This is a genomic window from Thalassotalea sp. PP2-459, assembly GCF_001913705.1.
GTDB lineage: Bacteria > Pseudomonadota > Gammaproteobacteria > Enterobacterales > Alteromonadaceae > Thalassotalea_C > Thalassotalea_C hakodatensis.
The window spans coordinates 1-25,247 of the sequence record NZ_MKQD01000026.1 but is presented as its reverse complement, the minus strand read 5'-3'; the positions used below and the strand labels follow the sequence as shown (position 1 = coordinate 25,247).

Here is a 25,247-nt window from a genome sequence, read left to right as displayed (position 1 = left end):
CGTTATTCGGCTTCTTTTTGTCTTCTTTTTGCCGCAAGTGCTTGTAAGTCTTTACTTTGTTTATGTAAACTTGCTCGCACTAATGCATCCCTATCTTCATCACGAATGAAATGGTAAACCACTTGGTATTCTTGTTGCGTAGAAGTCGTTTCATTATCAGGTTGAGCGGTATGATTAATAATTTCTCCGTAACAATAAATGGCGCAATTGTCAGTTGGGATGAATAGCTTAACCTCGATGAATGTACCAATGGTAAATGGTTGATCACAAACAAAGGTAAACCCGCCACCACCAAAACTAACTCCTTGATATCGCTTATTACTTTCATCTTGTTGCTGAACAATATAATCCATCAATAAATCAATTTTTCGTGCCTGATGGTTTAAGTAATCTATTAGTTGACCCGCAACACCACTGAGTGCTTGCAAAGGCTTTAAGGCTGCTTGATCTAAACTTGATATCTCAGAAGCCATAAGAAAAGGGGTAGGTATTGCATCTAAAAAACTCTGATAACTCGTCACTTGTGTGTCATTTAATGGGGTAACATTAACGGTGAAATTATGAGCAATAGAAAAAAACTCATTAAATTGGTCATGTTTATCTTGATTTGTTGTTGTCATCGCACACACACTATTAGGAGCTTTTATTCAATTATGAAATAAATCAGCAAAGGACACAATCAATAGCAACTAATGATGTTGTTTTATCATTAAGTCAATTGCGCACTCGCACATTTGTTCGATACTTGATGGTTCAGTATATATGCCATCTATTGTTAATTTAGCAATACCATGTAACGTTCCCCAAACAACTTGTGACATTCTTAACGATGAATGTTCATTTGGTAGCAATTGTTGCTCTTGCCAATGATTAACCATCTCAACCTGTTGACTAAAAGTGGGATAAGCAGCTTTTTTAAGTTGCTCACTGACGTTGTTAGATTGCCAAATAGTATGCCCAAACATCAGGTTATATAAATGAGGATTACTCGTGGCAAAATCTAAGTAGCGATAGACAAAATTACGATATTGGGTTTCAATCTTGGAATTTTTATTATTTGCGATATCGTCTGCAATAGAACGCCACTGTGTAAAGCCCTTTGCGGCAATAGCACAAAGCAAGTCATGTTTGTCAGCAAAATGATGGTATGCAGCCGTTCTTGAAACGCCTGATTTCTCTGCGAGTTTACGTAAAGAAAGCGCTTCAATTCCCTTTTTAGACAGCATGTTCGTGGCGTTATCAAGTAAGGTTTGATAAAGATCACCGTGATGATACGCCATTTTTTCTACGGTTTTTGTCATGTTATATCTTCTACAAAGATTTTCGTGGAGGGATCACCACATTGGCAAAAATTAACCCTGCAACTAGTGACATAAAAATGAGAAAAGCTTGCGAATTAATATCTGACGTATTCGCTAAAATCATTTGACCTGATACCGCAATGTTTAAGCCCATATACACTTTACTGCCTGGCACAAGTACAACTAAGCCGAGAATTTTTACTAGGCTGGAAGGTAAATTCATAATACGTGAGAACAGGTTACTATAAATGCCCAATGCGAAGGCTCCGACAAATGCGCCCAATGCAACACCTAAATAACTAGCCCCCCAAAGGCTAGCACTAAAAGCGATATAGCCTGAGAGTATGCCCCATGGCGCATCTTTCTTACGTGCTTTAAATAAAATAACAAGGCTAATTGATAACACAGTAACTGAAGCCCAAGAGGTCCAATCGGGAAGTGTTAAGGGTTCAATATAGTCAGCAACACCCCATAACTTATTGCCAAGGGCCATCCCTAGTACAGCGCCGAAATACAATTTGAACATAACCATAATGGCATCCATAACTCGTGCTGTGCCTGAGATTAAATTACGTGCAGCAAGTTCAGATAAGCCTAACGTTAGTGCTAAACCGGGGATTAGCGCGATAACCGCAGAAAGAATGACTAAAGGGGCGTTAATACTTGGATCGTAATTGGTAATCAATGAAGCGAATAATGCGCAAAGTAACGCAGATATTGGCTCTAGCATATCAGTAACACGCTTAGATTTTTCCGCCCAAAAGACAATTAAGCAAACGAATAGGCCGAGAATTGTCGACCAAAAAACATCATTCCAACTAGTATGCATTAGCATGGCGAATGCCCCGCTAGATGCGCCGAACGCGAAAAAAGTCAGCACTTTTCCATAAGGGTTGGGTTTATTAACAATTTCGTCTAACCGTTCGATTGCATCAGTTAATGTTCGCTGACCAGAACTTAATTCATCCACTAACTCATCGGTACGCGCCAAGGCGCCTAAATCTAAATCGCCAGGATTTACTCGCACTAAGTGATTATATTCTTGATTTTCTTCGTCATCAGAAAGAATAAAAGTTAACGATGTTGGAGTAACAATAAAGCTGGCATATAACCCTAAAAATTGTGAGACGCTTTGTAAGTGAGCTTCTAAGCGGTAAGCGGGGGTACCAAATTTATGTAATGCTTTACCCAAGCGAATAATAAATCGTCTTTTTTGGTGAAACTCATCAAGGTTGCTCATAAATTTGATCCGCAGCGAAGTTATTGCCGTTAACTATTTGATATTTTATGTTATGTTTTACTTTTCTAAAACAAGTAATTTTCATTATGACATTATTAATTATTTTAGCTTGCGTATTTGGTGGTGTTGCCTTAATGGTGATATTTGGCGAAAAATACGGTAAACCCATGGATGACCAGCAGCAGGCAAGTTACAGTAAGTGGCTTCGCATTCTGGTTTTTGTTCTGATTATTGCTGCCATCATTAAAATGATGGTCTAAGTTATGAGTATTTAAGCTGATAGTTTGCTTTAACTCAATAAAACCTTTCTCTACAATTACCCTAAAAACGACGGGCAGTTTCTGTGAAACTATTTTGCTATCGTCTCGCTTTAAGGACACCAAATGTTTGATGTGCCACAACTTGATTTAAAAAATAAAGTATCGCCGCAAGAGTGGCAAACCCGTATAGATTTGGCGGCTTGTTATCGACTTGTTGCGTTACATGGCTGGGATGATCTTATTTATACCCACATTTCGGCTCGAATTCCTGGTTCTGAACACTTGCTGATTAACGCGTTTGGATTAGCGTTTGAAGAAATTACCGCGTCTAACCTGGTAAAAATTGATATTAACGGCAATATTGTAGACCAAAATTGTCCGTTCGAAATTAATCCTGCGGGTTTCACAATTCATAGTGCTGTACATCAAGCACGGCATGAAGAACAATGCGTTTTTCATCTTCATACCAATGAAACAATTGCGGTAGCAAGTTTACAAGAAGGTTTATTACCGCTGAGTCAGTATGCAATGTTTGCGCTTGCCTCTATCAGTTATCATGATTATGAAGGACTTGCGGTAAACGCCGATGAAAAGAAACGTTTACAAGATAATTTAGGTAGCGCTAATTTTATGCTGTTAAGGAACCATGGCGCTTTAACGCTTGGTCGCACAATTGGCGATGCTTTTATGCATATGTACGATTTAACAAGAGCATGCCAAGTACAATTACAAATAATGAGTACCGGCATGAAGCCTATTTTAGTGGATAAAAGCATAGTGGATGGGATCAAAGCACAAGCTAATATCGTGCATACAGGCCTAACCGGCGGTCAAAAATCGTGGCCAGCCATGTTAAGGCGTATCTATCGCTTAGATCCAACTTTCGCAAGTTAATAAGAGAATAAAATGAAAATAACACATGTAGAAATTTTTGATATTGAATGCCCTGAAAGACCACCTTGGAACCCTGTTTTTGTGAGAGTTCATACTGACGAAGGTATTACTGGTGTGGGTGAAGCAGGGTTAGCATATGATTGGGGCCATAGCGCAGCGGCAGCTATGATTAAAGAAATATCCGAAGCGGTATTAATCGGCTTCGACCCTTTTAGTACTGAACTGCTGTGGACAAAAATGTTAAGAGAAAGTTTTTGGGGGCTTGGCGGTGGTCCTGTGCTTTATTCTGCGATGAGTGCTATTGATACTGCGTTATGGGATATCAAAGGTAAGGCGTTAAAATTGCCAGTTTATCAATTACTCGGCGGAAAGGTGAATGATGAATTACGCACGTATGCAAGTCAGTTACAGTTTGATTGGGACAAAGAATGTAAGAAGTTAATCGAGCCTGCTGAGTATGCCGAAGCCGCTTTAAAAGCAGTGGCAGAAGGTTATGATGCGGTGAAAGTTGACCCCATTGTTTATAACCAAGATGGTAGCTCTTCTTTTGATCGAACCAAGTTATTTACGGCTCCTCAAATGCGGTTATTTGGTGATCGTTTACGTGCGATCAGAAATGCAGTGGGTGATGATGTTGATATTATTTTTGAATCTCATTCACTTATGGGAGCTGCATCAGCTATTCAAATGGGGAAGATTGTTGAAGAAGTGGGCTGTATGATGTATGAAGAACCCGTGAATTATCTTAATACTAAAGTACATAAAAAGGTTTCTGATCGAGTCAACGTACCAATAGCAGGCGGGGAGCGATTATATCATCGTTGGGATGTACGCCCATACTTTGAAGATCAAAGCATTGATGTATTACAACCTGATGTAGGTTTATGTGGTGGTTTTACCGAAGCAAAGAAAGTGTGTGATTATGCTGACACTTACGATATTCGTATACAAGCACATGTTTGTGGTGGGCCAGTAGCTACGGCGGCATCTTTGCACTTGGAAACGGCGATCCCTAATTTTTTAATTCATGAGCATCATACCTACGCGATTAAGCATTGGAATCGTGAATTATGCATACAAGATCCACAGCCTAAAAACGGTATCTTTAAGGTATCAGAAGCGCCAGGTATTGGTATTGAGCTTAATGATCAAATAGTAAAACGTTCACCTAACGTGACTGTGAATGCGTTAAAAGCTTAATACCTCATTATTAATCACAAAAAAACCGATATTCGCTTACTCATAGCGAATATCGGTTTTTTAATATTAGTTGGTATTAATTAACGATAGGGGTATAAAAACTTTCAGGTAATTCAAAATCACCGCTTGCCGTTTTTAATTTATTTTCTTCAAATGTGACGATGAATTTTCTATCTTTATTTAAAGACTCACTTCTACCTGACTTAAAGCGATATACATAATGCCAAACATTATTATCGAACGAATCTGTTACTACAGGTGTACCTAGTACAAATTTTACTTGCTCTTTAGTCATACCTAATTGCAATTTATCAATATCTTTTTGTTCAAGAAAATTACCTTGAGGCATATCTATGCGATAAATCCAACCTGTACAAGCGGACAACCCTAATAAAGCAATTAACGTTAAAATTCGAAACAACATGATGTAATAAGTAACCCTTTTATTTGTGAATGGGGATAATAACGAAGCCAGCCTTTAGATACAAAACTTTTTTAGCTATTTATATCAATTGGTATTATTCATTAATGAGTGCGATTCATCAATATTAAGCAAGCAAACAGCATGTTCTCTAATAAGCATTGCAGTCTCGCCAGATGCTTAGCTTAACTTGCTAATAATTCTTGTGCATTTGCCAAACTTGAGTCTGTTATTTGGTCACCAGCGAGTAATCGCGCAATTTCTTGGACGCGTGCTTGTTGGCTAAGTTCCGTAACATTTGTTTCAGTATGTTCACCATCGGTTAATTTACTGACGAAGAGCTGCTGGTGGCCTTTACTCGCGACTTGTGGCAAGTGGGTGACACAAATAACTTGTGTATTTGCAGCAAGTTGCTGCAACTTTGTACCGACCATTGCCGCTGTAGGGCCACTTATACCAACATCTACTTCATCAAATATTAAGCTTGGTGCGGTAATTTGATGAGATAAAATAACTTGCAGAGCTAGGCTTATTCTTGACAATTCACCACCAGAGGCAACTTTGCTCATGATATCTAATGCTTGCCCTGGGTTTAAACTTACTAAGAAGTTAATGTCGTCACTACCTGTTGCAGACATCTTATCAGCAGGGTTACTATTGACTGCTACATTAAATTGACCATGTTCCATATTAAGCTCACGCATACTGTCGGTAATTAATGCACTTAATTTTTCAGCAGAGGTTTGGCGTGATTGAGTTAATGCCTGTGCAGTATCCAAGTATTGACTTTTAGCCTCATCAATATCTTGATGTAAATGTATTAAGCGTGTTTCATCAGAGCTAATCATGGTTAATTGTTGCTTAAGATCATGATGCAATTGGTATAAAACTTCTGGCTGTATTTGATGTTTCTTCGCTAGTTGAATGGCTGTTGAATACCTATCTTCTATATGTTGAAAGTGTTCTGGGTCAAGCTCTAAGCGTTCATGGTAGCTTTGTAGTTCTTGGCTTGCGTCCTCTAATTGAAGTAATGCTTCATTCATTTGTTCGATAACTGGAGAAATGTGTTGATCTACGTTGGCAATATCAGCAACTTTTTCGATACAAGATCGTAAGGCATCGTTAATGTTAAATTGTTCATTATCGCTGAGTAAATGAAGCGCTTGTAGAGAGTTATCGAGTAGGTGTTGGCAGTTACTAAATTTCTTATAGTCTTGCTCTAATTGGGTAAACTCGTCTGCTAATATCGAAAAATCATCAAGCTCATTTACTTGATATTGCAATAATTGTTGTTGTGCCTCTCGGCTTTGTTGAGTTTCTTGTAAACTTGCTAACTCTTGAGTTAAACCTTGCCATTTTTGGTAATAAAACTTTACTGAATCTACTAACTCATGATGGTTAGCAAAGGCGTCAAGCATGTGCTTTTGAGTATGACTTTTGGTGATTAATTGATGATCATGCTGGCCATGAATATTAATCAATAGCTGACTAATATCTTTAAGTTGAGCAAGTGGAACAGGAGTTCCATTAATGTATGACTTCGAACGCCCTTCACTAGATATAACACGTCTTAAAATACATTCATCATCAATAGAAAAATCATTGTTAGTTAACCAGCTTATTGCTTTTGGATTTTTTGATATATCGAATGTCGCGACCAACGTAGCTTGTTTGCAATGTGGACGAACAACGTTAGTAACGGCTCTATCTCCTAAACATAAGCCTAATGCATCAATAGCGATAGATTTACCCGCACCGGTTTCACCGGTGATGGTGGTCATTCCTGAACGCCATTCAACTTCTAACGATTTTACAATGGCAAAATTTTGAATCGATAAATGTATAAGCATAATGTCAACTACTGTATTAATATATAGGTGTTAATTTATACAGTAATTATGAGTGATGCAAGTAAAATTTACTTCATTTTAATAAAGCTTATTACCCCAGCTTAGTTTTTGTCTGAGCACATTGAAATAATCATGATCTAATGGATGAATGAGTCTAAGTGTATTGGCACTTTTTCTAATGATCACTTCATCTCCAGGTAAAACGGCTAAAATAACGTGTCCGTCACAACTTACCTGTAAACTTTCGTAGTTCTCGTTTGCCAATACTAATTTAATTTCGCTTTCACCATCAACGACTATTGGCCTGCTTGTGAGGGTGTGCGGAAACATTGGCACTAAAGACAATGCATTGAGATTGGGGGTTAATATTGGCCCTCCTGCCGACATCGAATAAGCCGTAGAGCCTGTGGGTGTTGATACAATTAAGCCGTCAGAGCGCTGGCTAAACATAAAGCTGCCATCAATATACACTTCAAATTCTATCATGCTAGCAACTTTACCGGCATGTAGTACCGCTTCATTGACTGCACTATTTGAGCTTTTTAATTTTCCATGGCGATACACTTCAGCCTCGATAATAAATCGCTGTTCAGATCGAGACTTGCCATTCAATATTTGTTTTAGTGGTTCTATTAAGTCGGTGGGAGGCAAATCGGTAAGAAAACCTAGGTTACCTCGGTTAACACCTATCACGCCGATGTTGTAACAAGAGAGTACACGAGCAGCCCCTAACATGTAACCATCGCCGCCGACTACAATAGCTAAGTCTGCTTGCTCGCCAATCTCAACAAGTGTTCGATGATTAATGTTTTCTATTGCCAAACCATTTGCTACGGATGTTTCAATCAGTATTTGATAGCCTTGTTCAGATAAAAATTTATATAACGTTTCTATGGTGTTTTTAGCACCATCATGTTTTGGTTTGCCAATAAGGCCTATTGTGCTGTAAACAGTAGTCATCATCAGAGAACAAAAAGTGAATCAATAGTAAAAGTTTCGCTGTATTTTAACCGCTTGTAAAGTTTAGTTTTTTAGAAAACTTTTAGAAATAAGCTTGAATCGTAAAGCGAAGCCCCCATAATTACCAAAATCGACTATATTATCCTGTTAGATTAAGAATTGTGGAGTTGTTTCATGTCTAATGAATCATCAGAAAATAAAAGTGCAGAGGAATTAGCTGCAGAGAAAATTATTGCAGAAGCTGAACAGCAAGTGGAAGAGCAACATGAGCACGCGCATGAAGCAATCAGTGCTGAACAAGAAAGAATAAATGAGTTAGAGCTAGCATTAGCTGCAGCTCAAACAACAGTTGCTGATCAAAAAGATTCAGTGATCCGTGCGAAAGCTGAGGTGGATAATGTTCGCCGACGCAGTGCACAAGATGTTGAAAAAGCACGTAAGTTTGCTTTAGAAAAATTTGTAGGCGAATTATTACCTGTAGTTGATAACCTTGAGCGTGCAATAGCTTCTTTTGATGCAGAAAATGAAGAAACAAAGCCAATGCTTGAAGGTGTTGAATTAACCTTACAAAGTTTTCTTAGTTCGTTAGAAAAATTTGATGTAAAAAGTATTGAACCACAAGATCAACCTTTTAACCCTGAATTGCATCAAGCTATGTCAATGCAAGAAGTAGAAGGCGTGGAACCTAATACTGTCATCGCCGTAATGCAAAAAGGTTACGAACTAAATGGCCGTTTAGTTAGACCTGCAATGGTGATGGTATCAAAAGCAAAACCTGCCGTTGATACAGAAGCGTAGTCACGCTGTTTCTTAAAAAAAGCCAGGAATTATCCTGGCTTTTTTAACGCATGTTGAACAGAAAATATAAATTAATTTTAAATATGTCGTTTTCAGGTAAATAAAGTGACATTTTTTTTATTTTTTTAGGGGGAAGCAGTTGAAAACAATTTTTTCTGCCCCCACTAAATGGTCAACAACGAAATTAATTGTAAATGAAAGTATTTGGAGATCCTTAAGATGGGCAAAATAATTGGTATTGACCTAGGGACAACTAACTCATGTGTAGCTGTTCTTGATGGCGACAAAGTACGCGTTATAGAAAATGCGGAAGGCGATCGCACAACTCCTTCTATCATCGCATATACAGACGATGGTGAAACGTTAGTTGGCCAACCGGCAAAGCGCCAAGCGGTAACTAACCCTAACAACACATTATTCGCCATTAAGCGTTTAATTGGTCGTCGTTTTGAAGACAAAGAAGTACAACGCGATATTGACATTATGCCATTTGGTATTGTTAAAGCTGATAATGGCGATGCGTGGGTAGAAGCGAAAGGCGAGAAAATGGCGCCTCCACAAGTTTCTGCAGAAGTATTGAAAAAAATGAAAAAAACAGCTGAAGACTACTTAGGTGAGTCTGTAACAGAAGCTGTTATCACAGTACCTGCATACTTCAATGACTCTCAACGTCAAGCAACTAAAGATGCTGGCCGTATTGCTGGTTTAGATGTTAAGCGTATTATTAATGAGCCAACAGCTGCAGCACTTGCTTACGGTATGGATAAGCAAAAAGGTGAAAAAGTTGTTGCTGTATATGACTTAGGTGGTGGTACTTTTGATATTTCAATCATTGAAATTGATGAAGCAGATGGCGAACACACATTTGAAGTACTTGCGACAAATGGTGATACCCACTTAGGTGGTGAAGATTTTGATAATCGCATGATCAACTATTTAGTTGAAGAGTTTAAGAAAGATCAAGGCATGGATTTAACGAAAGATCCATTAGCAATGCAGCGTCTTAAAGAAGCAGCAGAAAAAGCAAAATGTGAGCTTTCTTCTGCACAACAAACAGATGTTAACTTGCCATACATTACTGCGGACGCTTCAGGTCCTAAGCACATGAACATAAAAGTGACACGTGCGAAACTTGAATCGTTAGTAGAAGACATGGTGAAAGCAACGCTTGAACCATTAAAAACAGCTTTGGCTGACTCTGATTTATCAACAACTGATATCACTGATGTAATTCTTGTTGGTGGTCAAACACGTATGCCATTAGTACAAAAAGTGGTAACAGAATTCTTTGGTAAAGAGCCTCGTAAAGATGTTAACCCTGATGAAGCAGTAGCTTCTGGTGCAGCAGTACAAGCAGGTGTATTAGCAGGTGATGTAACAGATGTATTATTACTTGATGTAACACCATTATCGCTAGGTATTGAAACGATGGGCGGTGTGATGACGAAAGTTATCGATAAAAACACGACTATCCCTACGAAACAGTCGCAAACGTTCTCTACAGCCGAAGATAACCAAGCTGCGGTAACTGTACATGTCTTGCAAGGTGAGCGTAAGCAAGCACAAGCTAATAAGTCATTAGGTCAGTTTAACCTTGAAGGTATTGATGCCGCACCACGTGGTATGCCTCAAATTGAAGTAACATTCGATATTGATGCTGATGGTATTTTACATGTGTCTGCGAAAGACAAAAACACAGGTAAAGAGCAGAAAATCACCATCAAAGCGTCTTCTGGTTTGTCTGATGATGAAGTAGAACAAATGGTACGTGACGCTGAAGCTAATGCAGATTCAGATGCTAAATTTGAAGAATTAGTGACAGCGCGTAACCAAGCTGATGGCATGGTTCACGCAACACGCACTCAAATTACTGAAGCAGGTGATGATTTGCCAGCTGAAGATAAAGAAAAAATTGAAGCAGCGCTTACTGAGCTAGAAGCCGCGATAAAAAGCGACAACAAAGAAGAGATTGACGCTAAATCACAAGCTGTTGTAGAAGCTTCGCATAAGTTAATGGAAATTGCTCAAGCGAAAGCGCAAGCACAACAAGGTGGTTCAGCACCTGGTGCTGATGCAGCTCAAAGCTCAGGTGAAAAGCCAGCTGATGATGTTGTTGACGCTGAGTTTGAAGAGGTTAAAGACGACAAATAAGTCGGACTTGAATCTTGTCGTTAGTTGGCTTGTTTACTTTGTTGGAAATACTCACATACACTTGTATGCTCCGTGTTTCCGCTTTGTACTAAAGCCAACTAACTTAAAGCTTCTAAGCCCTTAATTTTTAAAAAGGGTGTTAATAAAGCGTCGTTGTCGGCGCTTTATTGTGTTTAACAACAAAATACCAGAGTTGATTTTTTTATTGGTTTAAGCGAATACAAAAATTAATTTTCGAAACCTGCAGTAAATATAAAGAATTAAAGCTATGTCAAAACGCGATTACTATGAACTATTAGAAGTTGCCAAAGATGCGTCTGATCGTGAAATTAAAAAGGCCTATAAGCGTCTTGCTATGAAGTTTCACCCTGATCGTACCAAAGGTGATAAAGAGAAAGAAGAGACATTTAAGCAAATAAAAGAAGCTTATGAAGTGCTCATGGATGGTCAAAAGCGCGCTGCTTATGATCAGTACGGTCATGCAGCCTTTGAACAAGGTGGCATGGGCGGTGGTGGCTTTGGCGGCGGTGGTGCTGATTTCGGTGATATTTTTGGTGATGTATTTGGTGATATTTTTGGTGGAGGTCGTCGTGGCGGCGGCGGAGGCCAACGAGCACGTCGCGGCAGTGATTTAAGATATAACTTAGAATTGTCTTTGGAAGAAGCGGTTCGTGGTAAGTCTGTTGAAATTAAAGTACCCACTTATGTTCAATGTGATCCATGTAATGGTTCTGGCGCTAAAAAAGGTACACAACCTAAAACCTGTAGTACTTGTCATGGCCATGGCCAAGTACAAATGCGCCAAGGTATGTTTGCGGTACAACAAACGTGTCCGAGTTGTAATGGTAAAGGAAGCGTTATTTCTGACCCTTGTAATTCGTGTCATGGTCAAGGACGCGTGCAAAAAACGAAAACCTTAAATGCTAAAATTCCATCTGGCGTGGATACTGGCGATAGAATTCGTTTGTCAGGTGAAGGTGAAGCAGGTGAACAAGGTGCACCAGCAGGTGATTTATATGTTCAAGTACATGTAAAAGATCATCCTATTTTTGTTCGCGATGAAAATAACTTGTTTTGCGAAATGCCAATTAGCTTTTCAACAGCAGCACTTGGCGGCGAAATAGAAGTGCCTACTTTGGAAGGAAAAGTGAAGTTAAAAGTTCCGAAGGAAACGCAAACGGGTAAAATGTTTAGACTACGCGGTAAAGGGGTTAAGTCGGTAAGAAGCCACAGTGTTGGCGACTTAATGTGTAAAGTTGTGGTAGAGACACCAATCAACTTAACGGGTGATCAAGTTGATTTATTGCGTCAATTAGAGTCGAAAATGAGTACGAGCTCAAAGAAGCATAGCCCAAAAGAAACCGGTTTCTTTGATAGCGTTAAAAAGTTTTTTGACGACCTTAAATCATAAAGTACTCGGAATCTAGTCTTGTGATTATGCAATGTTAATGTTGTATTAATAATAGAAAAAGTCTCACAATTGTGGGACTTTTTTTATGGTCACTTATAAAGTTTGGCTATTTTAAGAGGTATTAACCTTTACACGATAGCCACATCTTCTTTGAGAAACAAAACGATTAAGTAAATAAGCGCTAGCGGTGGTAAAAAAGACAAAACAAAACCTAGCATAGCCGCTTTTGTTGCATTCTCTGTTTTATATGTGCCTAGTCGGTAACTTACCCCTATTACGAATACTAAATACATTAGGTATATTGCAGTTATTAGTATAATCCACATCATTAATATCCTTGTAAAAAATTTAATAAACTCATAAGTTAGAATATACTAATTTTATTGTTAGTCAATTAATTTTTATCGTTTATCGATAAGTTTTTATTGTAAAACAATGTGTATATTGGTAACGTAACTGTATTGATTACTCTTTTAATGAATTGTCATGACATCAAAAATTAAAGTAAATCTTGATTATCTATTACTTGTCAGGGGTATGAGCCTAACAGAGCTTTCTGAGGCTGTTGACATATCTATCGCCAATTTATCTATTTTAAAACGAGGTAAAGCAAAAGCGATTAGGTTTTCAACGTTGATAAAGCTGTGTGATGCATTGGCTTGTCAGCCAGGTGATCTGCTTGAAATAAGGGAATAGGTTTTAAAAAGTTGTAGAGCGGCTATAATTAATGGCCCCTTAATCTTTTGAGAATATTATGCGTGATTTTTTTATTGTATTCATTTTTATGACTTTATATTGTCAAGCAGCTTTCGCAGAAGAGGAACCTCTCCCTCCTTTAAACCCTAAATATGTTGGCGTTCATGGCATGGTGTTGGTGTCACAAGGCTCACGTGTTTTTGCGTCTCATTTGCCGTTGTATCAAAAACCACATGATATGCAGATCCTCTATAAAATTGAAACGAAACAGGTTTCGTTTTTAAACCTGGTTCGCGATGCTGAATTAGTGACTATTAAGCCAGAACCATTTAACTTACAAAGGTTAGAAAGGGGAGAGGAACTAACAGTACTTGCTGATGTGTATTTGGGCCATTTTGAACGAGGTGGTAGTTTAGTTTATGAAAATCACCCTATTGTGTTTGCAAAAAAGTTATACGCAAGAAAACTAGAAAATCTAGCTGAATCAGGGTTATGGAAAGAGTATGATTCGGTGACTCTGCGTAAAAATGAAAGAATTTATATTCATAAAATACAACAGCCTCCAAGTTTTGACCATTTGATTTTTGTTGACTTATCAGGCGCATGTGCGCAAAAATTTAAAACGTCAACGCAGATACCTACATCAGGCGAATTAACTTATAAGTTTATTAACTGCGGTACAATGAAGCCTTTGTACTATGAAACAAAAGATTTTGAAAATTAAAACAATTAATCGTCTTCAAAGCTCGGCAAAACACCACTACGACTGTGTTCAAACACTAACGAAGTTTCGACTGTTTGCACTTCTTCACGGGAGGTTACGGCATTAAAAACAAACTTTCGTAAGTGCTCACTATCTTTAACTGACATATGAATAAAGTAGTCGTAACTTCCTCCCATATGATAAAGGCTAACAATTTCTGGTAGTTTTAATAAGTCATCGCGCAATTTGTTTACAATCTGCTCTGAATAGGGCTGTAAACGAATTGCTGCAATTGCTTCGATATTACCACCGATATTTTTGAAATTGATATCAACATAAGCACCTTTTATGATGTTATGATTTTTCATCCGTTTTACACGTTCTAAGCAGGTAGAAGGAGCAATCCCTATTTGAGCGGCAAGTTCTTTATTAGTGATGTCGGCATCTTTGTACAGGAGGGTTAAAATGTTAAGATCAATATCGTCTAACTTCTTCATAATATTTCTTTTTGTGTCTCATTGCTAAGCCATATTACACTTATTTTTATCAGAAAAACTAGTGAAACTTCGTGAAAAATAAAATTAATGTCGAATATTTTATATTTTTCCGAATTAATAACATGTGTTTTATGACTCTATTTTTTATATATCTGTGGCTGATCATATTGTCACACAGTTCATTTTGACATAATATGTCTGCGCAATTTTTTTAACCGTAGGATTGTATGCCAATAAAAAATATACAAGATTTTCTTAAATTAGAAGCTGCTAGCGGGTTAATACTCATGGCAGCAGCAATTTTAGCGATGATGATCGCCAATTCACCTTTCTCGCCCTATTATGACTTATTACTCAATTTACCTGTAAAAGTAGCGGTAGGCAGTTTTGAAATTGCTAAGCCGTTATTACTTTGGATAAACGATGGCCTAATGGCGTTATTCTTTTTTCTCGTTGGTCTAGAGCTTAAACGGGAGTTTATAGAAGGTGATTTATCTAAACCAGGGCAAATTACACTGCCCGCGATTGGTGCCGTGGGTGGTATGCTGGTACCCGCACTTTGCTACGCCATAATCAATATTGATAACCCCAAAGCGTTAAGTGGTTGGGCTATTCCAACGGCAACTGACATTGCTTTTGCATTAGGAATTTTAGCCATTATTGGTAGTAAAGTTCCTTTACAGTTAAAAGTATTTTTAACCTCGCTTGCTATTTTTGATGATTTAGGCGCTATTATTGTTATTGCATTGTTTTACACCGATCAATTGTCAATGACTTCGTTGGTGGTATCAGCAATCGTGTTAACTATTTTGTTTATCATTAATCGACGAGGTATTACAGATACATCACCCTACATCTTCTTTGGTATTGTGCTTTGGGTTGCTGTTTTAAAATCAGGTGTTCATGCCACACTCGCCGGTGTTATTTTAGCGCTGTTTATCCCGATCAAAGGAAAAGAAGATGAGCCGTCACCATTAAAATCGTTAGAACACAATTTACATGCCATGGTGGCATTTATCATTTTACCTATTTTTGCCTTTGCTAATGCAGGGATTAGTTTTTCAGGTATAGGTTTTTCTGACATTACATCGCCAGTGCCTTTAGGTATTATTGCTGGCCTTGTTATTGGTAAGCAGCTCGGTGTGTTTGGCTTTTGTTTTGTTGCCATAAAATTAGGGTTTGCCAAGCTCCCTGAAAACGTAAACTGGGGGCTGTTATACGGGGTAGCAATGCTTTGTGGCGTTGGCTTTACCATGAGCTTATTTATTGGCTCCTTAGCGTTTGAACAAACAGCCGGGAGTACGATATTCGAAGACCGTCTAGGAATTGTTGTTGGCTCATTAATTTCAGGAATATTGGGTTATTTATTGATCCGATATAAAGTTAACAAACCAGATTCGCAGCCCTAGTTAAAACTGAAAATGGCGATATTAATTATCGCCATTTTTCGATAGAATATCGCAAATTGTTCAGTTAGTCGGACAAATGCAGCACAATTATCAAGATCTTATTAATTTATTCGAACAAACATTTTTTAACGACTACAACACTCGACTGGTAAAGGGTGATCATGAGCCGTTATACGCACCTGCCACTAATGTTGTGAATTTTCATCGCATCATTTTTGCTCATGGTTATTTTACTAGCGCGTTACATGAAATAGCGCATTGGTGTATTGCAGGAGCGCATAGAAGAACGTTAGAAGATTATGGGTATTGGTATCATCCTGATGGGCGATCACCAGCGCAACAAAAGCATTTTGAACAAGTAGAAGTTAAACCTCAGGCGATTGAGTGGGCGTTTTGTGTCGTCGCTGGTATTCCGTTTCATGTCTCTGCAGACAATTTACAGGGTGAAGACGTTGATAGCATCGCTTTTCGTTATGCAGTTTATCAACAAGTTAGACATTATATTTCGGTTGGGTTCCCACAGAGAGCCCAGCAGTTTATAACTGCACTTGCCGTCTTTTATCAAAGCCGATTGCCGTTAACTGACGAGCAGTTTTTGTTAGATCAAGAGTTATATGCCGATGTTTAAGTTAGGTTTTATTATTAATCCAATTGCGGGTATTGGTGGTAGTGTGGCCCTTAAAGGTAGTGACGGTGAAGGTATTGCTGAACAAGCCATTGCTTTAGGGGCTAAACCCATGGCCAATGCTCGTGCAAAACAAGCACTAACCGTTTTATTACCCTATAAAAACGCGTTAACACTTTATACGGTTAATGGCGACATGGGAGAAACTTTAGCGAAAGAGCTTGGTTTTAATTACCAGGTTGTTTACCGTTCCCCTACAACAAAAACATGCTTTAAAGATACTGAAAACGCTGTTGATAGCTTAATTTCTGCTGGTATCGATCTGTTGTTATTTGCTGGTGGTGATGGAACCGCCCGCAATATATCACATAGAGTTGGCGATAATTTTCCCGTACTTGGTATTCCAGCGGGTTGTAAAATTCATTCTGGTGTTTATGCGGTCACTCCTACTGCTGCAGGTAGAATTGTTGAGTTAATGGTAACGCACCAACTTGTTACCTTAACAGAAGCTGATGTAATGGATATTGACGAATCTTTATTCCGTGAAGGTGTAGTAAAAGCTAAACGTTACGGAGAAATGCAAGTACCTGCTGAATTGCGTTATGTGCAAGCAACTAAGTCTGGTGGTAAAGAATTAGATGAGTTGGTTTTACAAGATATTGCTGCTGATATCATCGATAAAATGGATGATGCGCTTGTTGTTATTGGCTCTGGTTCAACGACGGCTTTTTTAATGGAAGAATTAGGGCTCAATAATACGTTACTTGGTGTCGATGTGGTTCATGAGCAAAGGCTATTAGCAAATGATGTGACAGAGCCACAATTATGGCAATTGTTACACCAACACAAAGGAAGTATCAAACTTGTTATTACTTTGATTGGTGGGCAAGGTCACATTTTTGGTCGAGGAAACCAACAGTTAAGCCCCCGTATTATCAGAGAAATAGGTAAAGAAAATATATTGATTATTGCTACAAAAGCTAAATTAACTGCGTTAGCTTCTCGGCCATTAATTGCTGATACCGGCGATAATACATTAGATGATGAGTTATCAGGTTTTATGCCGGTGATCACAGGGTATAATGATCAAGTTTATTATCCCGTTTCTAGTCCACAATAAAAGAGAGTTTCAGTGAGTATCGTTCATTTATCAGATTTATATCATCATTTTGATCAACTAGCGGCACAAGATGTGATTAGCGATGAGCTATTTGCATCAAGCTATATTCGAGGGTTTATTGCACTATCAGCAGGTGAGTTTGGTGATGAGAATCAAGTAATATCAACGCCGTTAATTGAACACGTTAGTGAAAGTATGACAGCTGCAAGAACTGAACTTTCACCGAGTGATCGTGAGGTTGTTAAATGTTACTGGCACCAATTAATTGAACAGTTAGCAGTTAAGGGGTAATGCTAACTGTCTTTTACAGCGCTACTTTCCGTTTGATAATGTCACGAATGATAAATCGGTTGGTTGATACACTAAATACCATTTCATTATTGACAGGGTAAGGAGTACCGCAGATATCCGCGGTTAAAATTTCCGCCAAAAGCGGCGCTGAACAAATTCCTCTTGCACCTAACCCTGTTAATACGTAAAGGTTCTGCATGTATGGCGCTGGTGTTTGGTAACGCCAATTTTTATCTTTTGACAGATGAGAATAGATCTCAGTGTGCTGTGAAACTTTTGCCATCGGCCCTGAAATTGGTAAGTGATCAGGAGTCATACAACGGACTCTGGCTTTACTATCAATAATATCTGAAGATTGCCACCCTAGTTGATTACCCATTGACTCCTTCAGCATTCTAAGGTTGTACTGATCGGCTTGATCTTCCGTAGTAGTATCAAATTTATCTTTTTCAAAGGTCGCGCCAATGCAATGTATGCCGTTACTTTCAGGGGTTAAATAGCCTTTATGGCAAATAACCGTAGATAAACTTTTGCTTTGCTTATTGGTGGTTAATGCCGTAATTTGACCTTTAACAGGTTGTAGAGGCAGCTGTGATATCGGCGCTATTTTAATGGTTTCTGCGCCAGCTGCCATCACTAAATTGCTAGCCATTAATTGCCCCTTGTTGGTCTGCAACTGCCACTTTTTATTAATAAGCTGTTTTATCGCTTCAACAGTAACGTTATATTTTACTTTTAATAAACCTGTAGGTTGCAATAAGTCTATAATCGCTGTTGTTAATTCATGAGGAGCTACCCAGCCAGCATCTGGAATATACAAGCCACCATCAGATAAGGTTACCCCAGATAACTGGCTTGCTTCTTTAGCATCGACACTACGAATAAGTGAATTAGGCCAGATTGCAGAATCAGAAATGCCTTGTTGGCGTTTTTGTAATTTGTCGTTAAAAGAAAGCTCTAATAATCCACACCAATCATGAGAAAAACTAGCTCCCTGTGATATTAGCGCTTGATAAAATGAACGCGCATTTGCTAATGCGTGTTGATAAAATTGACTTAATTCATCAGCTTTTTGATGTATTAAAGGGTATAACGCGCCAATAGGGTTATTCGATGCTCCTTGTGCTAGTTGTTTATCTTTACAGTATAAGGTGACATGAATACCCTTATGCACCAATTTATAGGCAAGACATGCACTCGCGATACCGCCACCAACAATAGAAACATGCTGAGGCTTCGAACGAAGTGGTCTTAGTTGATAGCCCTTACCGAAACGAGCACTGTGTTGAAACTTACCGGTAAGAATTTCTTTTTTCTTACCGCCGTAATTGATTCGTTGCACGCGAAAACCATTGTTCGTTAAGCCTCTACGGACATTTCCAGCAACGGTAAAAGTAGCAACGCTTGCGTTGGCAATTGAAAGTCTACCGAGTTCTTTAAAGAGTTCTTCGCGCCACATATGTGGGTTCTTAGCCGGTGAAAAACCATCTAAGTACCACGCATCTATCATGCCTTTGTTTGAGCAGCTCAATGACGCTAAACTCGCTGTAGCGTCACCAATTAAGAGTGTTAATGTAACTTTACCCTGACAAAATAACAGTTCTGTATTGCCTGTGAGTGTTTCAGGGTATTGTGCAAGTAACTGTGTTGCGAATTGGCTTAAATGGGGTAAACAGGCTAACGACTTTTGTAATTGCGTCCCATTAAGAGGATATTTCTCTGTCGTGATAAAATGTAATTCTGGTAATGTTTCTGTTGATTGAAGCTCATGGTATAGCCGTAGCGTGAGTAAAAAATTCAGGCCAGTACCAAACCCAGTTTCGGCAATTGTTAATCTTGATTGCGATGTTAACAACTTCTCGCGTATTTGGTTACCTTCAATGAACACGCGTTGGCTTTGTAAGTATCCTGACTCCGTATCAAAATAAATGTCATCAAATTTGTCGCTAAAAGGCGAGCCGTCTTCTTGAAAATGGATATGATTATTGTCAGTCACGTTAATTTTTACTGTAATTTTATTGGCGTTCGCGGTATATTTTACCTTTACTTTAGGGTGTTTGTCATGATGATAAAAAATCAGCGCACAAGTGTACGCTGGACAGACCAGTTTACGAACAAAAAGTCTGTATCATACGCCCGAATTTCCAAATTAAAGATGGTTAATTAAATGAAACGAGTAGTGATCACCGGATTAGGTATCGTATCAAGTATTGGTAACAACGCAGAAGAAGTATTAGCGTCGTTAAAAGAAGGTCGTTCAGGCATTACTAAAGCTGAAAGCTTTGCTGAAAACGGGTTGCGTAGCCAAGTTTGGGGTAACCCAACGCTAAATCCAAAAGACCATATTGATCGCAAGGCCCTTAGATTTATGGGTGATGCTGCTGGTTTTGCTTATGTTGCAATGCAAGAAGCGATTGATGACGCCAAATTAACTGACGAACAAGTTTCTAATTTCCGCACAGGTATTGTTGCTGGCTCTGGTGGCGCATCTTCTGCGAACGTTGTTGCCTCAACAGATACTCTTCGTAATAAAGGTGTTAAACGTGTTGGTCCTTATGCTGTACCGAAAACAATGTCTAGTACCTGTTCAGCATGTTTAGCGACACCTTTTAAAATTAAAGGTGTTAACTATTCAATCAGTTCAGCTTGTGCAACAAGCGCGCATTGTATTGGCAATGCCGCTGAATTAATTCAACTAGGCAAACAAGATATTGTTTTTGCGGGTGGCGGTGAAGAATTAGATTACACACTTGCAATGATGTTTGATGCGATGGGTGCATTATCAACTAAATATAATGATACACCTGAGAAAGCGTCTCGTACCTACGATGCTGACCGCGATGGATTTGTTATTTCAGGCGGCGGCGGAATGGTCGTTGTTGAGGAATTAGAACATGCATTGGCGCGTGGCGCACATATCTATGCTGAAATTGTCGGTTATGGTGCAACGTCTGATGGCTACGATATGGTAGCACCGAGTGGTGAAGGCGCAGTACGTTGTATGGAACAAGCAATGCAAGGTGTTGAAGGCAACGTAGATTACTTAAATACTCATGGTACATCTACGCCGGTTGGCGATGTAAAAGAATTAGGTGCGATTAAAGAATTGTTTGGTGAAAAATCGCCAGCAATTAGTGCAACTAAAGCAATGACAGGGCATGCACTTGGTGCGGCGGGCGTTCATGAAGCTATTTATACGTTATTAATGATGGAACATAACTTTATTACACCATCCATTAATGTAGAGAACTTAGACGAACAAGCTCAAGGGCTTGATATTGTCACTGAAACTCGTGAACAAGACGTTGATTTAGCGATGTCAAATAGCTTCGGCTTTGGCGGAACGAATGCAACTTTAGTGATGAAAAAATATAAATAAGCGCTGCTAACGGTCAAATAAAAAAGCCGTTAACGTAAGTTAGCGGCTTTTTCTTTTATAAAATTATGAAAATTTATTATGATGAAAATATGCCGTATGCAGCTGAATTTTTTGGTGAATTCGGAGAGTTAACGGCGTTTAATGGTAGGGAATTATCAGCAGATACCCTTATTGATGCTGAGGTGTTGTTAGTAAGGTCAATAACTCAAGTAAATGAGAAGTTGTTAAGCAATAGTCCACAAATAAAGTTTGTTGGTACTGCAACCATTGGCGTTGACCATATTGATCAGACGTATTTATTTGATAAGCAAATTAACTTTTCATCAGCGCCAGGCTGCAATGCAATATCGGTAGCCGAATATGTTCTTTCAACGTTAATCGTATTAGCTGAACGTTATTGTTTTTCAGTTTTTGACAAAACGGTTGGTATTGTTGGTGCAGGAAACACTGGCAGTCGTTTAAGTGAAAAGCTTACCGCATTAGGTATTCAGCATAAACTCTATGATCCAATACTAGCAGCTACAGGCGAAGATTCTCGTATATTTTCCAGCTTTGAAGACATCTTGAAGTGCGATATTATTTCCTTACACGTACCAAAGACCACCACCAGGCTTTACCCTACATATCATATGTTTGATCAAACAGTTTTATCGTCTTTAACTGAAGATCAAATATTAATTAATGCATGCCGAGGAGAAGTGATAGACAACCAAGCGCTGTTATTACTTAAACAGCAAGGAATGGCAACTAAGTTAGTGCTAGATGTGTGGGAAAATGAACCGAAGATTGCTGAAGCTTTGATCCCTTTTTGTGAAATTTCCACTGCACATATTGCTGGTTATAGCTTAGAAGGAAAAGCTCGTGGTACAGAAATGCTTTATTTGGCACTATGTGAGCAATTAAATAAAAAGCCGATTCAGTCACTTGAGGGCTTATTACCAAAATCAACCATAAGCCAAGTTGAATTACATGGTAGACTAAATGACGTTATATTAAATCAGTTAGTAAAAATGGTTTATGACGTAAGGCGTGACGATGGAATTTTTCGTCAACAAGTTTACATTAATGGCTTTGATTATATTAGGAAAACATACCCGGCTCGCAGGGAGTTTTCAACGACAAAAGTGGTCATTAATGATCAACAAAGTGAAACACAAGTACTTGCACTTGGGTTTAGTTAAGAATTAATAGAGGAGAAGAGAGTAAGCTATGGCACAGAAATTTGATGTATGCGTATTAGGTGCAACAGGACTAGTTGGTAAAACAATCATTGAATTATTAGAACAACGTGACTTTCCTGTTAATAAATTATACCCATTAGCGAGTGCTCGCTCTGCTGGTGGCTTTGTTGAGTTTAACGGTGAAAGTGTTGAAGTAATTGACGCAGACACGTTCGATTTTAGCCAAGCTCAAATCGGTTTTTTTTCTGCTGGTGGTTCAATATCTGCTAAATTTGCCCCAATTGCTGGCGAAGCAGGTTGTATTGTTATCGATAATACCTCAGAGTATCGTTACGAAGACGATATTCCTTTAATTGTTCCTGAAGTTAATCCAGAGGCACTAGCAGATTATCGTAATCGAAATATCATTGCTAATCCAAACTGTTCAACGATCCAAATGATGGTTGCACTTAAACCTATTCATCAGGCTGTTGGCATTGAACGCATTAATGTATGTACCTATCAATCAGTATCGGGTGCAGGAAAAGAAGCAATGGACGAATTAGCAAAACAATGTGCTGATTTACTAAGTGGCAAACCTATAGAACCGAAAGCATTTTCTCGCCAAATTGCCTTTAATGTTATTCCACAAATAGATGTGTTCCAAGATAATGGCTACACAAAAGAAGAAATGAAAATGGTGTGGGAAACAAACAAAATTTTAGGTGATGATACTATCCGTGTAAATCCAACCGCTGTACGTGTACCAGTATTTTTTGGTCATGCAGAAGCGATTCATATTGAAACTCGAGAGCAAATTTCTGCTGAAGAAGTTAAAGATCTGTTAAAGCAAGCGGAAGGTGTTGAAGTATGTGACAAAGACGAAGAGTTTCCGACACAAATCGGTGAAGCAAGCGGCGTAGATGCAACTTTTGTTGGCCGCATTCGTGAAGATATTAGTCACCCTAATGGTATTAACCTTTGGGTTGTCGCTGACAACGTACGCAAAGGCGCAGCAACAAACAGTATTCAAATTGCAGAATTATTGATTAAAGATCATTTAAGCTAAGCTTAAGATATACTAAAGAAAAATAAAAACTCGTCGTTATAGTTAACGACGAGTTTTTTTGTTATAAAAAGGGTATAAAAGCGATTCATACTACAAAGTGTTATATAATCTATTTTAAATTGGAATAAATTTTGCTTTGTATTTTAATTAGTTGGAAGCGCCAAACATTTGGCAAATAATAACAAATAGCTAGGAAATCTTAATGCAACGATTGTTACGCCTGTGCCTGTGGCAGGTAATTTTGGTAAGCATTAGCTCAATGAGCATACCATCTTTTGCTGAAGAAGAGGGTGGCATTCGTATTCGTGGCCCTAAAAATAGCGATACCTACCGCTATGAGCGATATGGGCCTATCACGTCACAAGATACCTTATGGAATATTGCACTTACCGTGCGTCCTGATCCTGCTTTTTCTGTGTATCAGGTGATGCAAGCGTTGTTTGAAAAGAACCCGCAAGCATTTAAAGACAGTAATTTAAATCACATGATAGATGGTCAATACTTGACGTTGCCATCTACGGCAGAAATTGCACGCATAAATCCGGCAATTGCAAAACAAAAATCGGAAAATGATGACTCATCATGGGATAAAAAAGTTACCGCTAAGCCAGTCAGTAAGAAACCACCTGAAGAGTCGGTAAAGAAAAAAGATTTAGATCAAGCGAAAACCGAAATAAATGATAAATTACAAACGTACGAGCAGTCGCAAAATCTTCGTTTAGACACGATACAAAACGATGTACTTGATTCCATCGATGGCCTTCAAACAATACTTAAAGAAAACGAACAGCTTAAACAAAAACTTAATACCTTTACAGAGCAACTTGGTAGCATGAAAGATGAAGTTGCAAAAAGTAAAGATGTAGAGCTGCAACAACAACAAACTATTACTCTTTTACAGACACTTTTGGCGAAAGCCGAGGCTGAAGAACAAGCACGTCTCAAGGCTGAGCAAGCATTAGAAAATGCCAATGACAGCTTCTTAAATAGTCCATGGTTTTTGGCGATGGGGATAGGGTTGCCGTTAGCGTTAATTGCAGGGTTGTTACTGTTATTTTTGCGTAAAAAGCAAGATGAACAACCTAAAGAGAAGGTTGTTGAAGAAAAGTCACAACCACCAGTAAGTGAAGACATCCCGGAAAAAACTGAAAGTCAGCCTACAGAAGAACTATCATTAGACGATGAACTATCGCTTGATGATGAGTTGTCTTTAGACGATGAACTCTCTCTTGATGACGAACTGTCTATTGACCTTTCAGAAAGTGATGACAATGATGATTCTTTATTTAGTGATGATCTTGAATCTCCCAATGAAGAGTTATTAGATGACGATGTCATTCATTTAGACGATAGCTTGAATGATATCGATGATCTAGATGATTTAGATGATCTTGGCGACTTAGACGATTTAGAGGAGATATCCTTAGACTCCTCAGAAGAATCAGAACCTTTAGAAGGTAATGAATTAGATCAAAGTGATTTAGATTCGTTGTTATCTGACCTTGACGAAAACGAAGACGATGCACCTGAAAAAGATGTTTTAGATGGTGATGAAGAAATCGTTGAAATTTCTGAAGACATTGAATTAAACGATCCCGATGACATCGACGCGTTAATGGATTCTATGGCGGCAGCGCCAGCAGCGGAAGAGCCCTCAGCAGCGGAAGAACCCTCAGCAGAAGAAAAATCGTCAGTTGACGATGATTTATCGTCAGAATTAAGCGATCCTGATGACATCGACGCGTTAATGGATTCTATGGCGGCAGCACCAGCAGCGGAAGAGCCCTCAGCAGTAGATGAGCCCTCAGCAGT

25 protein-coding genes are annotated in these 25,247 nt (G+C 38.7%); 16 read left to right on the top strand and 9 right to left on the bottom strand.

Going from position 1 to position 25,247, the window contains the following annotated elements; all coding sequences use genetic code 11:
• Window positions 1–2: 2 nt before the first annotated feature.
• The 3 genes from BI291_RS04935 to BI291_RS04925 form a co-directional block, all read right to left on the bottom strand.
• Window positions 3–620 carry a PilZ domain-containing protein gene (locus BI291_RS04935; protein WP_074496643.1) on the bottom strand — a complete coding sequence of 206 codons (618 nt, stop codon included), beginning with the start codon at window positions 618–620 and terminating at the stop codon, window positions 3–5.
• A gap of 69 nt (window positions 621–689) precedes the next feature.
• Window positions 690–1,301 carry a TetR/AcrR family transcriptional regulator gene (locus BI291_RS04930; RefSeq protein WP_074496642.1) on the bottom strand — a complete coding sequence of 204 codons (612 nt, stop codon included), beginning with the start codon at window positions 1,299–1,301 and terminating at the stop codon, window positions 690–692.
• A gap of 10 nt (window positions 1,302–1,311) precedes the next feature.
• A complete protein-coding gene (locus BI291_RS04925; RefSeq protein WP_074496641.1) occupies window positions 1,312–2,541 on the bottom strand; it encodes a threonine/serine exporter ThrE family protein in 1,230 nt (409 codons plus the stop codon).
• A gap of 86 nt (window positions 2,542–2,627) precedes the next feature.
• Between BI291_RS04925 and BI291_RS18405 the strand changes: the two genes are divergently transcribed.
• The 3 genes from BI291_RS18405 to BI291_RS04915 all read left to right on the top strand — a co-directional run bounded on the left by BI291_RS18405 (window position 2,628) and on the right by BI291_RS04915 (window position 4,895).
• Entirely contained in the window at window positions 2,628–2,801 is a 174-nt protein-coding gene (locus tag BI291_RS18405) for a hypothetical protein (RefSeq protein ID WP_175573076.1), read from the top strand.
• A 123-nt stretch (window positions 2,802–2,924) separates the two neighbouring features.
• Window positions 2,925–3,695 carry a class II aldolase/adducin family protein gene (locus tag BI291_RS04920; RefSeq protein ID WP_074496640.1) on the top strand — a complete coding sequence of 257 codons (771 nt, stop codon included), beginning with the start codon at window positions 2,925–2,927 and terminating at the stop codon, window positions 3,693–3,695.
• Between the two features lie 12 nt (window positions 3,696–3,707).
• Window positions 3,708–4,895 (top strand): mandelate racemase/muconate lactonizing enzyme family protein, encoded by a 1,188-nt coding sequence (locus BI291_RS04915; RefSeq protein ID WP_074496639.1) that lies wholly within the window; start codon window positions 3,708–3,710, stop codon window positions 4,893–4,895.
• A 76-nt stretch (window positions 4,896–4,971) separates the two neighbouring features.
• Here BI291_RS04915 and BI291_RS04910 read toward each other — a convergent pair whose 3' ends face one another.
• The 3 genes from BI291_RS04910 to nadK form a co-directional block, all read right to left on the bottom strand.
• A complete protein-coding gene (locus tag BI291_RS04910; protein WP_074496638.1) occupies window positions 4,972–5,319 on the bottom strand; it encodes an outer membrane protein assembly factor BamE in 348 nt (115 codons plus the stop codon).
• Window positions 5,320–5,501: 182 nt separating this feature from the next.
• Window positions 5,502–7,166, bottom strand: a complete 1,665-nt coding sequence (recN, locus tag BI291_RS04905) for a DNA repair protein RecN (RefSeq protein WP_074496637.1) — start codon at window positions 7,164–7,166, stop codon at window positions 5,502–5,504.
• Window positions 7,167–7,244: 78 nt separating this feature from the next.
• Window positions 7,245–8,126 carry an NAD(+) kinase gene (gene nadK, locus BI291_RS04900; RefSeq protein WP_074496652.1) on the bottom strand — a complete coding sequence of 294 codons (882 nt, stop codon included), beginning with the start codon at window positions 8,124–8,126 and terminating at the stop codon, window positions 7,245–7,247.
• 174 nt (window positions 8,127–8,300) lie between these two features.
• Between nadK and grpE the strand changes: the two genes are divergently transcribed.
• The 3 genes from grpE (at window position 8,301) to dnaJ (ending at window position 12,486) form a co-directional block, all read left to right on the top strand.
• Entirely contained in the window at window positions 8,301–8,924 is a 624-nt protein-coding gene (grpE, locus tag BI291_RS04895) for a nucleotide exchange factor GrpE (protein WP_074496636.1), read from the top strand.
• Window positions 8,925–9,143: 219 nt separating this feature from the next.
• Window positions 9,144–11,075 carry a molecular chaperone DnaK gene (dnaK, locus tag BI291_RS04890; RefSeq protein ID WP_074496635.1) on the top strand — a complete coding sequence of 644 codons (1,932 nt, stop codon included), beginning with the start codon at window positions 9,144–9,146 and terminating at the stop codon, window positions 11,073–11,075.
• Between the two features lie 268 nt (window positions 11,076–11,343).
• Window positions 11,344–12,486, top strand: coding sequence for a molecular chaperone DnaJ (gene dnaJ / locus BI291_RS04885; RefSeq protein WP_074496634.1), 1,143 nt, complete (start codon window positions 11,344–11,346; stop codon window positions 12,484–12,486).
• A gap of 128 nt (window positions 12,487–12,614) precedes the next feature.
• Here the strand turns inward: dnaJ and BI291_RS04880 are convergent, their stop codons facing one another.
• Window positions 12,615–12,815 carry a hypothetical protein gene (locus tag BI291_RS04880; RefSeq protein ID WP_074496633.1) on the bottom strand — a complete coding sequence of 67 codons (201 nt, stop codon included), beginning with the start codon at window positions 12,813–12,815 and terminating at the stop codon, window positions 12,615–12,617.
• 157 nt (window positions 12,816–12,972) lie between these two features.
• Between BI291_RS04880 and BI291_RS04875 the strand changes: the two genes are divergently transcribed.
• Together BI291_RS04875 and BI291_RS04870 are read left to right on the top strand one after the other, a co-directional pair.
• A complete protein-coding gene (locus BI291_RS04875; RefSeq protein ID WP_074496632.1) occupies window positions 12,973–13,182 on the top strand; it encodes a helix-turn-helix transcriptional regulator in 210 nt (69 codons plus the stop codon).
• 58 nt (window positions 13,183–13,240) lie between these two features.
• Window positions 13,241–13,906 carry a hypothetical protein gene (locus BI291_RS04870; RefSeq protein WP_074496631.1) on the top strand — a complete coding sequence of 222 codons (666 nt, stop codon included), beginning with the start codon at window positions 13,241–13,243 and terminating at the stop codon, window positions 13,904–13,906.
• Window positions 13,907–13,911: 5 nt separating this feature from the next.
• Here the strand turns inward: BI291_RS04870 and BI291_RS04865 are convergent, their stop codons facing one another.
• Window positions 13,912–14,382: an Lrp/AsnC family transcriptional regulator gene (locus BI291_RS04865; RefSeq protein WP_074496630.1), complete on the bottom strand. Its 471-nt coding sequence runs from the start codon at window positions 14,380–14,382 to the stop codon at window positions 13,912–13,914.
• A 227-nt stretch (window positions 14,383–14,609) separates the two neighbouring features.
• Between BI291_RS04865 and nhaA the strand changes: the two genes are divergently transcribed.
• From nhaA to BI291_RS04845, 4 genes are all read left to right on the top strand, one after another.
• Window positions 14,610–15,791 carry a Na+/H+ antiporter NhaA gene (nhaA, locus tag BI291_RS04860; protein WP_074496629.1) on the top strand — a complete coding sequence of 394 codons (1,182 nt, stop codon included), beginning with the start codon at window positions 14,610–14,612 and terminating at the stop codon, window positions 15,789–15,791.
• A gap of 76 nt (window positions 15,792–15,867) precedes the next feature.
• Window positions 15,868–16,419: an elongation factor P hydroxylase gene (locus tag BI291_RS04855; protein ID WP_074496628.1), complete on the top strand. Its 552-nt coding sequence runs from the start codon at window positions 15,868–15,870 to the stop codon at window positions 16,417–16,419.
• Window positions 16,406–17,536 (top strand): ATP-NAD kinase family protein, encoded by a 1,131-nt coding sequence (locus BI291_RS04850; protein WP_074496627.1) that lies wholly within the window; start codon window positions 16,406–16,408, stop codon window positions 17,534–17,536. The genes BI291_RS04855 and BI291_RS04850 overlap by 14 nt, the downstream gene beginning before the upstream one ends.
• Window positions 17,537–17,548: 12 nt before the next feature.
• Window positions 17,549–17,827 carry a YfcL family protein gene (locus BI291_RS04845; protein WP_083601903.1) on the top strand — a complete coding sequence of 93 codons (279 nt, stop codon included), beginning with the start codon at window positions 17,549–17,551 and terminating at the stop codon, window positions 17,825–17,827.
• 13 nt (window positions 17,828–17,840) lie between these two features.
• Here BI291_RS04845 and mnmC read toward each other — a convergent pair whose 3' ends face one another.
• Window positions 17,841–19,823 (bottom strand): bifunctional tRNA (5-methylaminomethyl-2-thiouridine)(34)-methyltransferase MnmD/FAD-dependent 5-carboxymethylaminomethyl-2-thiouridine(34) oxidoreductase MnmC, encoded by a 1,983-nt coding sequence (gene mnmC, locus BI291_RS04840; protein WP_254849520.1) that lies wholly within the window; start codon window positions 19,821–19,823, stop codon window positions 17,841–17,843.
• Between the two features lie 171 nt (window positions 19,824–19,994).
• On the opposite strand from mnmC, the gene fabB reads away from it, so the two are divergent.
• The 4 genes from fabB to BI291_RS04820 all read left to right on the top strand — a co-directional run.
• Window positions 19,995–21,206: a beta-ketoacyl-ACP synthase I gene (gene fabB, locus BI291_RS04835; RefSeq protein WP_074496625.1), complete on the top strand. Its 1,212-nt coding sequence runs from the start codon at window positions 19,995–19,997 to the stop codon at window positions 21,204–21,206.
• 65 nt (window positions 21,207–21,271) lie between these two features.
• On the top strand, window positions 21,272–22,387 hold the full coding sequence (locus BI291_RS04830; protein WP_074496624.1) for a 4-phosphoerythronate dehydrogenase: 1,116 nt from the start codon (window positions 21,272–21,274) through the stop codon (window positions 22,385–22,387).
• A 28-nt stretch (window positions 22,388–22,415) separates the two neighbouring features.
• The gene (locus BI291_RS04825) at window positions 22,416–23,435 is read left to right on the top strand and encodes an aspartate-semialdehyde dehydrogenase (RefSeq protein WP_074496623.1); all 1,020 of its coding nucleotides are present in this window, start codon (window positions 22,416–22,418) and stop codon (window positions 23,433–23,435) included.
• A 259-nt stretch (window positions 23,436–23,694) separates the two neighbouring features.
• Window positions 23,695–25,247, top strand: a 1,553-nt coding sequence (locus BI291_RS04820) for a FimV/HubP family polar landmark protein (protein WP_175573075.1), incomplete at its 3' end; no start/stop codon positions are given.